At 71.2% G+C, this 11,430-nt stretch carries 10 protein-coding genes, 4 tRNA genes and 1 pseudogene; 9 read left to right on the forward strand and 6 right to left on the reverse strand.

The genetic code is table 11. The annotated features are described in order from the left end of the window. Positions 1–45: 45 nt before the first annotated feature. The 4 genes from ACFXDJ_RS01515 to ACFXDJ_RS01530 form a co-directional block, all read right to left on the reverse strand. Positions 46–122, reverse strand: a tRNA-Phe gene (locus tag ACFXDJ_RS01515). Positions 123–144: 22 nt separating this feature from the next. After that, positions 145–218 (reverse strand) — tRNA-Asp (locus ACFXDJ_RS01520). A gap of 39 nt (positions 219–257) precedes the next feature. Continuing rightward, positions 258–330: transfer RNA gene (locus ACFXDJ_RS01525), tRNA-Glu, on the reverse strand. A gap of 130 nt (positions 331–460) precedes the next feature. Next, positions 461–811: a metallopeptidase family protein gene (locus ACFXDJ_RS01530; protein WP_384654498.1), complete on the reverse strand. Its 351-nt coding sequence runs from the start codon at positions 809–811 to the stop codon at positions 461–463. 91 nt (positions 812–902) lie between these two features. Here ACFXDJ_RS01530 and crcB point away from each other — a divergent pair, with 91 nt between their 5' ends. The 5 genes from crcB (at position 903) to ACFXDJ_RS01555 (ending at position 5,490) form a co-directional block, all read left to right on the forward strand. Further along, complete coding sequence (gene crcB, locus ACFXDJ_RS01535; RefSeq protein WP_384654501.1) at positions 903–1,412, forward strand: fluoride efflux transporter CrcB; 510 nt, start codon at positions 903–905, stop codon at positions 1,410–1,412. 5 nt (positions 1,413–1,417) lie between these two features. Continuing rightward, positions 1,418–1,792, forward strand: a complete 375-nt coding sequence (locus tag ACFXDJ_RS01540; protein ID WP_384654546.1) for a fluoride efflux transporter FluC — start codon at positions 1,418–1,420, stop codon at positions 1,790–1,792. Positions 1,793–1,949: 157 nt separating this feature from the next. Further along, positions 1,950–2,555 (forward strand): hypothetical protein, encoded by a 606-nt coding sequence (locus ACFXDJ_RS01545; protein ID WP_384654504.1) that lies wholly within the window; start codon positions 1,950–1,952, stop codon positions 2,553–2,555. Between the two features lie 290 nt (positions 2,556–2,845). Beyond that, the gene (locus tag ACFXDJ_RS01550) at positions 2,846–5,239 is read left to right on the forward strand and encodes a DEAD/DEAH box helicase (RefSeq protein WP_384847464.1); all 2,394 of its coding nucleotides are present in this window, start codon (positions 2,846–2,848) and stop codon (positions 5,237–5,239) included. A 178-nt stretch (positions 5,240–5,417) separates the two neighbouring features. Then, a tRNA-Lys gene (locus tag ACFXDJ_RS01555) sits at positions 5,418–5,490 on the forward strand. Positions 5,491–5,746: 256 nt separating this feature from the next. On the opposite strand, the pseudogene xerC reads toward ACFXDJ_RS01555, so the two are convergent. Then, positions 5,747–7,126 (reverse strand): annotated as a pseudogene (gene xerC, locus ACFXDJ_RS01560) (tyrosine recombinase XerC); the annotation flags it as partial. Further along, positions 7,123–7,623 carry a helix-turn-helix domain-containing protein gene (locus ACFXDJ_RS01565; RefSeq protein WP_384654510.1) on the reverse strand — a complete coding sequence of 167 codons (501 nt, stop codon included), beginning with the start codon at positions 7,621–7,623 and terminating at the stop codon, positions 7,123–7,125. The pseudogene xerC and the gene ACFXDJ_RS01565, both read right to left, overlap by 4 nt. Before the next feature lie 128 nt (positions 7,624–7,751). Here ACFXDJ_RS01565 and ACFXDJ_RS01570 point away from each other — a divergent pair, with 128 nt between their 5' ends. From ACFXDJ_RS01570 to ACFXDJ_RS01585, 4 genes are read left to right on the forward strand one after another with little or no spacing between them, the layout of a single operon-like run. Continuing rightward, entirely contained in the window at positions 7,752–7,973 is a 222-nt protein-coding gene (locus ACFXDJ_RS01570) for an integrase (RefSeq protein WP_384654549.1), read from the forward strand. Continuing rightward, positions 7,970–8,272, forward strand: coding sequence for a hypothetical protein (locus ACFXDJ_RS01575; protein WP_384654513.1), 303 nt, complete (start codon positions 7,970–7,972; stop codon positions 8,270–8,272). Before ACFXDJ_RS01570 ends, ACFXDJ_RS01575 begins: the two co-directional genes overlap by 4 nt. Positions 8,273–8,306: 34 nt before the next feature. Beyond that, positions 8,307–9,323, forward strand: a complete 1,017-nt coding sequence (locus tag ACFXDJ_RS01580) for a bifunctional DNA primase/polymerase (RefSeq protein WP_384654516.1) — start codon at positions 8,307–8,309, stop codon at positions 9,321–9,323. Next, positions 9,320–10,888 (forward strand): hypothetical protein, encoded by a 1,569-nt coding sequence (locus ACFXDJ_RS01585; protein WP_384654519.1) that lies wholly within the window; start codon positions 9,320–9,322, stop codon positions 10,886–10,888. The genes ACFXDJ_RS01580 and ACFXDJ_RS01585 overlap by 4 nt, the downstream gene beginning before the upstream one ends. Positions 10,889–11,430: the final 542 nt, after the last annotated feature.

Consider the following 11,430-nt stretch of genomic DNA (forward strand, 5'->3'; position numbering starts at 1 on the left):
AACCCAAATCGCCCGCGTCCGATGGACGGGCCCTTCTTGATCCTCTGGTGGCTGGGGCCGGGGTCGAACCGGCGACCTATCGCTTTTCAGGCGATCGCTCGTACCAACTGAGCTACCCAGCCACGAAACCGTTTCCGGTCTCAGCGAACCTGACGGGACTTGAACCCGCGACCTCCACCTTGACAGGGTGGCGAGCTAACCAACTGCTCCACAGGTCCTTGCAATGTGCGAGAACAAGTCTCGCACACGGTAATGCGTACCCCCAACGGGATTCGAACCCGTGCTACCGCCTTGAAAGGGCGGCGTCCTGGGCCACTAGACGATGAGGGCTAAAGGCCCGCCGTGCACTCTCGAGTGCGTCGGGGACGTGAGAAGCATATGGGATCCCGGCGGCGATCGCCAAAACGGTTTCCGCGGGCGGGTCACCGGCTGTCGGGAGGCTGTCGGGAGGGACCGCAGGTCAGCCCCAGCCGAGCTCGTGGAGCCGCGCGTCGTCGATGCCGAAATGGTGGGCGATCTCGTGGACCACGGTCACGGCCACCTCGTGGACCACCTCCTCCGAGGTCTCGCACATCCGCAGGGTCGGGCCCATGTAGATCGAGATCCGGTCCGGCAGGACCCCGGCGTACCACTCGCCGCGCTCGGTGAGCGGGGTCCCCTCGTAGAGGCCGAGCAGTTCGGGGTCGTCGGCGGCGGGCTCGTCCTCCACGAAGACGGCCACGTTGTCCATGACCCGGGTCAGCTCCTCGGGGATCGAGTCCAGCGCCTCGGCCACCAGCTCTTCGAACGCGTCACGCGTCATCTCCAGCACACGCCCATTCTCCGGGACGGCCGCCCGTTCCGGCGGGCCCGGACGCGACGCGCGAGAATGGCCGCGTGGCGAGATGCGAAGAGGGGCGCGGATGACCCGGCCGGTGGAGGGCGCCGAGGCGATCGACCCGGACGTCGACCTGCATGTCCCGGCACAGCGCGCCGAACCGCAACGCAGGGTGCTGGCGGTGGTGGCGGCCGGTGGAGCAGTGGGCGCCTCGGCGCGGTACGGGGTCTCGCTCCTGTGGCCGACCGTGCCCGGGGCCTTCCCGTGGGGGACCTTCTGGGTGAACGTCACGGGCTGCGCGCTGATCGGTGTGCTGATGGTGCTGGTCAGCGAGGGCGGCCGGTCGGCGCACCCCCTCGTACGGCCCTTCGTCGGGACCGGGGTGCTCGGCGGCTACACCACCTTCTCCACGTACGCGGTGGACTTCGAACACCTGCTGGACGCCAGGGAGGCGGGCACCGCGCTGGCCTACGCCGGGCTCACGGTGGCCGGCGCGCTGGTCGCGGTGTGGGCGGCCGCCGTGATCACCCGGCGCGCGGTCGCCGACGAACACGGACCCGGACACGGGCACGGGCAGTCGCGGGGGCAGGGGTGAACTGGCTGAACTGGCTGACCGTCATGGCGGGCGCGGCCGTAGGGGCGCCGCTGCGGTACCTGACGGACCGCGCGGTGCAGATGCGCCACGACTCGGTCTTCCCGTGGGGGACCTTCGTGGTGAACGCGACCGCCTCCCTGGTGCTGGGGGCGCTGGCCGGGGCGGTGTTCGACGGGGCCGCCTCCTCGCGGCTGAACCTGCTGATCGGCACCGGGCTGTGCGGGGCGCTGAGCACGTACTCGACCTTCTCCTACGAGACCCTGCGGCTGGCCGAGCGGGGCTGGAAGTTCCTCGCCGCGGCCAATGTGGCGGCGTCGGTGCTGGTCGGGCTCGGCGGGGTCACGCTCGGCTACCAGGTGGCGGGACAGCTGTTCGCCTGACGGGTCGCCGGACGGGTCGCCCGACGGGTCGCCCGATGGTTCGCCCGACGGGGTACGGCCCCGCTCTCCGCTGGGGCGTGTCTCTTACGGGGCAAAGGGAGTTGGGCACATTGACCCGCTCACCGCGGACTCTTGTTCTGTGTTCCGGAGGTGCCCCGTGCGCCAGTTGTCCGCTTCCCTCCGCTTCCGCCGTCCCTCGCGCCGCCCGCTCCGGCTGGTCGTCGCCGCGCTCGCGGTGGCGGCGACGGCCTCCACGGCGGGCTGCATGAGCGTCGGCGAGGACGCCGCGCAGCCGGGGCCCGCCTCCTCGGCGGGTCTCCAGAGCGGGAAGTCCGGCGGTTCCTCGTCCGGGAAGGGCTCCGGGGCGCACGCCGGCGGACACGGCTCGAAGGACGGTACGGGGAACCAGGGCGGCAAGGCCGCAGAGCCCGGCAAGGCCTCCGGCGCGACCGGGGCCTCCCCCAGCCCGGGAGCCCCGGCCGGCCCGCCCGGGGCTCCCTCGCCTTCGGCGGGGCCGGGCGGCGGTGCGGGCGGCCAGAGCGGCCAGCACCCCTCGGGCGGCGGCTCCGGCTCCGGTCCGGGCTCCGGCGGGGCGGGAGGTTCCGGCGGAGCGGGCGGCTCCGCAGGCGGGCAGCCGGCTTCGCCGAGCCCGCAGCCGTCGCCCCCGGCTCCGCCGGCCTCGGCTTCGCCCGTGACGCAACCCACACCGAGTCCGGTGGTCTCGTCGCCGGAGCCGAGCGGGGTGCCAGGGGCGCCGTCGTAGGCCCCGGACCGGCGCGTTCCGCCGTCCGTGCGCCTCCGACCCGCCGGTGTCCGCTGCCCTCCCAGTTGGTATTTCCGCAGGTCAGAGACGTATTCGGGGGAGCGACTTGCCAGACCCGGGGGAGGGTGCGTATGGTTATAGATCGTTTGATCCCATTGCCCGGCGCCGACTCCGAAGAGCGCCGCGTGGCGCGTACTCTCCCCAACCGTGGCTGACCGCATTGAGGCGGTCGATTTGCGATTCACGGAGTTTGGGCGCGTGCCGAGACTCCGGAAGGTTTCGCATTTCGCATGTCCATTTCCAGTTCTGACCGTTCCGTCATGCCCGAGAACGACTCCAACGAGATCGTCGACGCCGAGACCCTCGCGGTCACCGAGGCCATCGAGGCCGTAGTCGCCGACGAGATCATCGAGGCTCTTGAGGCCGACGTGACGACCGGCGAGTCCTTCGAGGACTCCACCACCGACTTCGACGACGAGGCTGCGTCCGACGACGACGCCGACGCCGAGCCCACCCTGACCTTCGGCGACCTCGGTCTGCCCGACGGGATCGTGCGCAAGCTCGCCCAGAACGGCGTCACCGCCCCCTTCCCGATCCAGGCCGCGACCATCCCGGACGCCCTGGCCGGCAAGGACATCCTCGGCCGTGGCCGCACCGGCTCCGGCAAGACCCTCTCCTTCGGTCTGCCGACCCTGGCCTCGCTGGCCGGCGGTCACACCGAGAAGAAGAAGCCCCGCGCGATCATCCTGACCCCGACGCGTGAGCTCGCGATGCAGGTCGCGGACGCCCTCCAGCCCTACGGCGACGTGCTCGGCCTGAAGATGAAGGTCGTCTGCGGCGGTACCTCCATGAGCAACCAGATCTTCGCTCTGGAGCGCGGTGTCGACGTCCTCGTCGCCACCCCGGGCCGTCTGCGCGACATCATCAACCGCGGCGCCTGCTCCCTGGCGAACGTCCAGGTCGCGGTCCTCGACGAGGCCGACCAGATGGCCGACCTGGGCTTCCTGCCCGAGGTCACCGAGCTGCTCGACCAGATCCCCGGCGGCGGCCAGCGCATGCTCTTCTCCGCCACCATGGAGAACGAGATCGGCACCCTGGTCAAGCGCTACCTGACCAACCCCGTCACGCACGAGGTCGACAGCGCGCAGGGCAACGTCACGACCATGACGCACCACGTCCTCGTCGTGAAGCCGAAGGACAAGGCGCCGGTCACGGCCGCCATCGCCGCCCGCAAGGGCCGCACCATCATCTTCGTCCGCACCCAGCTGGGCGCCGACCGCATCGCCGAGCAGCTCATCGAGTCCGGCGTGAAGGCCGACGCGCTGCACGGCGGCATGACGCAGGGCGCCCGTACCCGCGTCCTCGCCGACTTCAAGGACGGCTACGTCAACGCGCTCGTCGCCACCGACGTCGCCGCCCGCGGCATCCACGTGGACGGCATCGACCTGGTCCTGAACGTGGACCCGGCCGGCGACCACAAGGACTACCTGCACCGCTCGGGCCGTACCGCCCGCGCCGGCAAGTCCGGTGTCGTCGTCTCGCTGGCGCTTCCGCACCAGCGCCGCCAGATCTTCCGCCTGATGGAGGACGCGGGCGTCGACGCCACGCGCCACATCGTCCAGGGCGTCGGCGCCTTCGACCCGGAGGTCGCCGAGATCACCGGTGCGCGTTCGCTGACCGAGGTCCAGGCCGACTCCGCGAACAACGCCGCGAAGCAGGCCGAGCGCGAGGTCGCCGACCTCACCAAGCAGCTGGAGCGCCTGTCGCGCCGTGCCGTGGAACTGCGCGAGGAGGCCGACCGCCTCGTCGCCCGCTCCGCGCGTGAGCGTGGCGAGGACCCGGAGGCCGCTGTCGCCGAGGTGGCCGAGGCTGCTGTGGCCGAGGTCGCGGCTGCCGTCGCGGCCGCGCCGGTCGCCGAGGAGCGCCCCGCGTTCCAGAGCCGTGACGAGCGTGGCAACTTCGAGCGCCGTGACAACCGTCGCGACGACCGTGGTGACCGTGGCGGCGACCGTGGCGGCTTCCGCCGCGACGACCGTGGCGACCGCGGTGACCGCGGTGGCGACCGTGGTGGCTTCCGCTCGGGTGGCGACCGTCCGACCGGTGGCGGTTTCCGCTCCGGTGGTGGCGACCGTCCGACCGGTGGTGGCTTCCGTCGCGATGACCGCCCCTCGGGTGGTTTCAACCGTGATGACCGTGGTGGCGACCGTGGTGGCTTCCGCCGCGACGACCGTCCGACCGGTGGCTTCCGTTCCGGTGGCGACCGTCCGACCGGTGGCGGTTTCCGCTCCGGTGGTGGCGACCGTCCGACCGGTGGTGGCTTCCGTCGCGATGACCGCCCGTCCGGTGGTTTCAACCGTGATGACCGTGGTGGCGACCGTGGTGGCTTCCGCCGCGACGACCGTCCGACCGGTGGCTTCCGCTCGGGTGGCGACCGTCCGACCGGTGGCGGTTTCCGCTCCGGTGGTGGCGACCGTCCGACCGGTGGTGGCTTCCGTCGTGACGACCGCCCGTCCGGTGGTTTCAACCGTGACGACCGCGGTGGCGACCGTGGCGGCTTCCGCTCCGGTGGCGGCGACCGCCCGTACGGCCGTCGTGACGAGCACGGCCCCTCGGGTTCCGGCTCGACCGGCTCCTCCTTCGGCGGCCGTCGTGACGACAAGCCGCGCTGGAAGCGCAACGGCTGATCCACGGCACTGAGCCGAATGTTGTGAGCGGGGCCCCTACGACACACCGTCGTAGGGGCCCCGTTCGCGTCCCGTCCGGAGCCCCGGCGGCCCCAACCGACATGCTCCGGCCCGGACAAGCCGATATGCGATCGGTGGCCCGGCCCTCTCCGGCTATGCTCTGGGGTGAGCACGCCACGGGCCATTAGCTCAATTGGCAGAGCAGCGGACTTTTAATCCGTTGGTTGTCGGTTCGAGTCCGACATGGCCTACTGCTCGCGAGGCGGAGGAACCTTCCTCTGACCTGCGCCTTAGCGCCCCATCCAACTTCTTCGGGTGGGGCGCTTTGCTGTGCCCGGGGCGTCCGGTGGCCTGATGTGAGCCCGAGGTGAGCCCGGCGGTACGAATGGCCTGCCGCGGGACCAGCCTTACCGCGGCCTCGGCAGCCTTCCGCGCGACCTCGGGCAGGACGCTGGTGTACGTGTCCGAGGTGATGGTGATCGAGGAGTGGCCGAGCATCTCCTGTACGACCTTCATCTCGGCGCCGGCCGCGAGGGCGAGGGTTGCCGCGCCGTGGCGCAGGTCGTGCAGCCGGATCGGGGGCAGACCCGCCTCGGCAGCCAGCCGCCGGAACTGGTCGGTCACCCACGCCGGGTGGAGCCACTCGCCGTTTTCCTGCGTGAACACGCGGCCGGTGTCGGCGTACGCCTCGCCCCACGCGAGGCGCTCCCGCATCTGCCGCTTGCGGTGCTTCGCGAGCACCTTCACCGTCTCGGAGTCGAGGGCGACCACGCGCTCGCCGCTGTCCGTCTTGGGCGCGGACTCCTCGACCTTCCAGCCGCGCTGTACGAGCTGAGTGGCGACGGTGAGCAGACCGGCCCCGAGGTCGGTCTCGGTCCACTGCTGGCCGCATGCCTCGCCTCGGCGCAGGCCGCGAAAGGCGATCAGGTGGTAGAGCGCGTAGAGGCGGTGCTTCGCCGCGCGGTCGAGGAACGCGCCCGTCTGCTCGGGCGTCCAGACCATGACGGGCGACGGCTTGTCTCCCGTCCGCCTCCACTGGGCAATGCGCTCCTCGGTCCAGATGAGTGCCTTGGGCCGCTTACCGGTCTCCAGTTCGACATGTGACGCCGGGTTGAAGGTGATGAGCTGCTGCGCGATGGCATCGTTCAGGGCCGCACGCAGGGTCGCCCGAACGCGCTGTCGAGTCGCCGGCCCGGTGACCTTTCGGAACGGCTTCATCGCGGCGAGCTTGGCCCGCTCGGCGGCGATCCGCTCGCGCTCGGCGGGGAGCGGTCGCCCCGGTGTGGTCGGCTTGCTCAGCGCGACCTGTGCCCGCCGGTTGGCGTTCTCGACGAGGATCTCCTCGTTGTGCTCCTCGATGGCGTCGAACAGCTCGACCAGGTGGCCCACGTTCAGCCGGTCGAGGCGGTGCTGCCCTATGTGCGGCTTCAAGTGGACACGGATGTGCGACTCGTATCCGTCGAGGGTGGAGTCGCGGCGCCGCTTGCCGGCGAGCCACTGGTCGAGCCAGTCGCCGACGGTCAGCCGGGCAGTGAGGGACTGGCCGGTGCGGAACCGACGCTGCGTCTCCTCGTAGTCGGGTATGGCCTCCTTCTTGGAGGCGACGGTTTCGAGGAGGTCGCCGATCAGCAAGCGGCCGTCGGGGTCGTCCTCACCCGGGATGCCGAGCAGCGCGCGCAGTCGGTCGAGGTCGCCCTGCGCCTCGTTCTTCGTGGCGTAGCCCGAGCGGCGGAAGGTGCGGCGCTTGCCGTCCTTGTCGTTCGGCAGCTCTTGCCGGACGTTCCACAGACCGTGGCGCTTCTGCGTGAGCTTGGGGCACGACTGCCCGTACTGCTTGCCCGTTTCCGGGTTGCGGCAGGCGCACCGTTTGAAGGTCGAGCCGGTCAATCCTTCTCCTCCCCCTCGCCGAGCGGTTCGAGGAACGCCTCGTTGAACACTCGGCTCGCCTCTTCGAACGACTGCTTCATCTTGTGGAGCTGATCGAGGGCTTCCTCGTACTCGCGCTCCGCGGCGTCCTTCCGCCGGAGCGCTTCCTCGGTGCGGAGCCGTGTGCTCAGGTACAGCGAGAACGACACGCGGTACGCCGATTCGAGGATCGACTGCTCAGCGCTCTCTGCTTGACCGCCGAGGAGTTCGTTGACCGAGACTCCGAAACACAGAGCCAGCGCGGCGGCCTCATTGACCCGCACAGGGCGAGAACCGGCCTCAGTCTTCGCGACCGTTGTCTGCCGCCATGAGAACCCGCTCCGGTTCATCATCGCGGCCACGTCCTCTTGCGAGAGTCCGCGGGCTGTCCGATGCGCGCGCAGGGCTTCGCCCAGAGCCTTCTCGGGCTCATAGCCGTAGCTCCAGACGGTCGCTCCTGATCCCTGTTCATTCTCCACGGGAATGGACGCTACACCCCGGGTGGGGTTGACACCAGTCGATCTCAGGGATCATGCTCAAGACGAATGAACCTGCTAACCCTCAGGGGGATGTCTTGAGCGCGCTTGAAGATCAGAACGTGAAGGGGATGGCGGCGGCCGAGCTGGTAGCCCTGCCCGTCAGCTTTGACCTCGACACCGCGAACCGAGCCTTGGCGCTCGGTCGGACGACCGGCTATGCCCTCGCTAAGAGCGGCGAGTACCCGGTGCGCGTCCTGCGGCTCGGGCGGCAGTACCGCGTGACCCGATACGACCTTCTGCGGTTCCTCGGCTTTCAGGGCGAGGAGCGGGCCGAGGCGGGCGCCGCGTGAGCACCCCGGTCCGGACCTACCGCCGCTCGGCCGCCCTGCCGACGATGAACTACCGCCTGCCCGTTTCGCACGGGTGGGCGGTACTCCCCGACGCCACGAAGGAGTTGGGTGGCCTGATGGCGACACCCCCGGGGTTCCGTGCGCGCCTCTCCATAGGGGGTGCGCGGGACATCGACGAGCACACCGCCCGGACGCTCGCCGCTGTCCTGGCGCACTCCGCCGGCTATCGGGTGCACGGCACCGATCCGCACGGGCTCGCTGCCGTGGTGGGCACCCTCGCATCCCTGCTGGGGCGGTGACGACTTGACGACCCCGCCCCCTGACCCGCTCCGCGTGGCCCTGTGGCTTGCCTCTCAGGGCTACGCGGTGCACCCGCTCGCCCCGGGTGCCAAGCTGCCCGTGCGCGGCTGCGACCGCTGTGCAGCCGGGACCAAGGAGCGTCCCAACCCTCACCACGTCCCGCACGATGGGCACGGCTGCGAGTGCATCGCCGCCGGCCGCCCCTGTCACGGCGTGCTCGCCGCGACCATCGACGCCGAGCGCATCGCCGCATGGTGGGCCCGGATGCCGTCCGCCGGCGTCGGCGTAGCTGCGGGGCCGTCCGGCCTGGTGATCCTCGATGTGGACTGCCACGGCGGACAGCCTCCCGAGGAGCAGTCCGAGCTGCTCCCGGGCGTCGACCTGCCCGAGGATGTCGCCCCCGGCAGCATCGCCGACGGCCGCGACACCCTCGCACTGCTCGTCGAGGCGCGACGTGCGACGCTGCCCGGCTGCGGTCCGCAGACACTGACCGTGCTCACCCCTTCCGGCGGACTGCACTACTGGTTCCGTGCCCCGGCCGGTACTACATGGCGCCCGCTCGCCGGCGCACTGGGCTGGCAGCTCGACGTGCGCGCCGGAGCCTCGTACGCCGTGGCCCCGGGCACGGTCACCCGCGCCGGTACGTACACCGCGCTCGGTGACTGCCGCGCGGTCGCCGAGTTGCCCGTCTGGCTGGCGCGCGACCTCGACCGCACCGGGCACCGCGTACGCCCCGAGCGGCCCCGTACCGTGCTGCCTTGGCGCCCCCGCCCCATGGGCAGTGGGTACGCCGCGGCTGCCGTCGAGGCCGAGCTGCGGACTGTCGCCGAGGCGCAGCCCGGCACTCGGAACGCCACGCTCAACCGCGCCTCCTTCAACCTCGGCACCCTCTGCGCGGCCGGCCGACTCGACCGCGGGCAGCTCGTCGACGTACTGCTCGACGCGGCTCGGCACGGTGGGCTGTCCGACCGCGAGGCCGAGGCTGCGATTCGCTCCGGCCTCACCGCAGGCGAGCGGCACCCGCGCACGCATACCGGGGCCGCCGCATGAGCACTTCGGCCTTTGACCCGATCGCCGCCGCCCGCTCCGTCGTCCCCTTTCCGCGGGCGGAGCAGGGCGGGGAGCAGCCGCGCAGCGCGAAGCAGGAGAAGCAGCCCCCGCAGGCCGAGGTGCTGCGCGTCCTCGGGCAGAACCGGTTCCGGTACCTGCACCACAACGGTGCCCCGTACGCAGTCCCGTACGACGGTCCGGCCGTCGCCGTGCCGTTGCGCGCAGCAGCGCACACCGGAACCGGCAGCCTGCGGCAGCACCTCACCCGGATCTACGTCACCGAACACGACCGCACCCCCTCGCAGACCGCACTCGCGGATGCCGTCGCCACGCTCGACGCCCTCGCCATGCGCGTGCCCGAGACCGAGCTGCACCTGCGCGTCGGTGCAGACCCCGAGGACACGGCGGTGTCCTGGCTCGACCTCGGTCGTCCCGACGGGGAGTCGGTCCGCATCGCCCCGGACGGGTGGACCTTGACGTGCCCGGACCCCGAGGCGGGTCCGGTCTGGCGCCGCACCAAACTGGTTCGGCCACTGCCCCGCCCCGACCGCCCCGCCGGTGGCTGGCGCGAGGGCATCGGCGAACTCTCCGCCCTGCTGCCTTTCACCCCTGAGACGCTGCCGCTCGCGATCGGCTGGCTCCTAGCCGCACTGCGCCCCGGGATGCCCCGCCCCATCGCGTACCTGACCGGCGAGCAGGGCACGGGCAAGAGCACCTCGGGCCAGATGCTCACCGGGATCATCGAGGGCGCCCGCGCGCCCCTGCGGCAGGCGCCCGAGAACCTGCGCGACCTCGGCCCGACCACCGCGGCCGGATGGGTACTCGCTCTCGACAACCTTTCGGGACTGCCCGGCTGGCTGTCCGACGCCCTGTGCCGCATCGTCACCGGCGACGCGCAGGTGACCCGCGCTCTCTACACCGACGACGACGTGAACGTGCTCACCTACCAGCGGCCCGTACTGCTGACCGGCATCGACCTCGGGGCGCTCCGCAACGACCTTGCCGAGCGCATGATGCCGCTCGAACTCCAGCCGATCCGCCGAGACCAGCGCCGCACCGCAGGGGCCCTGTGGGCCGCCTACGAGCAGGCGCACCCCCGCATCCTCGGCGCCCTACTCGACCTCGCCGCCGAGGTATGGGCCGACCTCCCCCATGCTGCCGCCGACCTCACCGAACGGCCTCGGCTCGCCGATTTCGCCGAGCTGCTGCACGCACTCGACAGGGTCACAGGCTGGCGCAGCCTCGATGCGTTCAACGGGGCGCAGGACGCCTTGAACGATGCCGTCCTCGACGGTCATCCGGTTGCCGGCGCGCTGCGCGACTGGACAGCCTCTCCTGCCTTCCCGCCCGGCGGATGGCAGGGAACCATGGGCGAGCTGCAACGGCAGCTCAGCAGCGACGGCCGAGGCTTTGCCGATGGCTGGCCGAAGACTCCTGCCGTGCTGAGCGCCCGCATCCGACAGGTAGCCCCGGCCCTCCGTGCCCGAGGCATCTTCGTGGCGCGCACGTCGGGCAGCAACAAGAACGGCAAGGTCTACGCCGTCACCCGCGATCCCGTCTCATGACCCCGCCCCCGACACGCGCCCCAGAACGGCAACCGCCGCCCGGGGCGCTTCCATGTGCGGGGGACGCACGGGGGACGACGGGTACGCCTCCTCGGTCGCGAGTCGTCCCCCTCCCACCCGAGCAGGAACGAGACCGCGGACCAATTGGGGGACGAGGGGGACGGTTCCAACCCCTCTCCCCTCTGTCTCACCCAGAGAAGGAAGAGGGAAGGGGAGGGGACGGCGCGAAGATCGTCCCCTGCGTCCCCCTGGGATCGTGGGACCTTGTCCGCACCGCGACCGGTCGCGCCTTGTGCGCGGGCGCGCGCGAATACCGCAGGGCACTGACAACAGCCTTCGAACGTCGGCGCGCACCCGGTTCCCCCCTCCCTCGCGCGCATAGGCGGCGCGCTTGGTGGAAGGCTCCCGCGACCGGTCGCTGCGCCATACGCGCGCGGGAGCAGCTCAGTGCAGGTCGAGCAGCATCACGTCGTGCAGGTCCGCGCCCGCCCCGTCTCGTATAAAACAAAGACGCAGCCGCCCAAAATAGAGGGGTAGTAGAG

The organism is Streptomyces sp. NPDC059443, assembly GCF_042750105.1.
GTDB lineage: Bacteria > Actinomycetota > Actinomycetes > Streptomycetales > Streptomycetaceae > Streptomyces.

Coding starts and splice junctions, on each gene's coding strand:
- crcB (WP_384654501.1), top strand. CDS start 903: ATGACCCGGCCGGTGGAGGGCGCCGAGGCGATCGACCCGGACGTCGAC.
- ACFXDJ_RS01570 (WP_384654549.1), top strand. CDS start 7,752: ATGGCGGCGGCCGAGCTGGTAGCCCTGCCCGTCAGCTTTGACCTCGAC.
- ACFXDJ_RS01585 (WP_384654519.1), top strand. CDS start 9,320: ATGAGCACTTCGGCCTTTGACCCGATCGCCGCCGCCCGCTCCGTCGTC.
- ACFXDJ_RS01550 (WP_384847464.1), top strand. CDS start 2,846: ATGTCCATTTCCAGTTCTGACCGTTCCGTCATGCCCGAGAACGACTCC.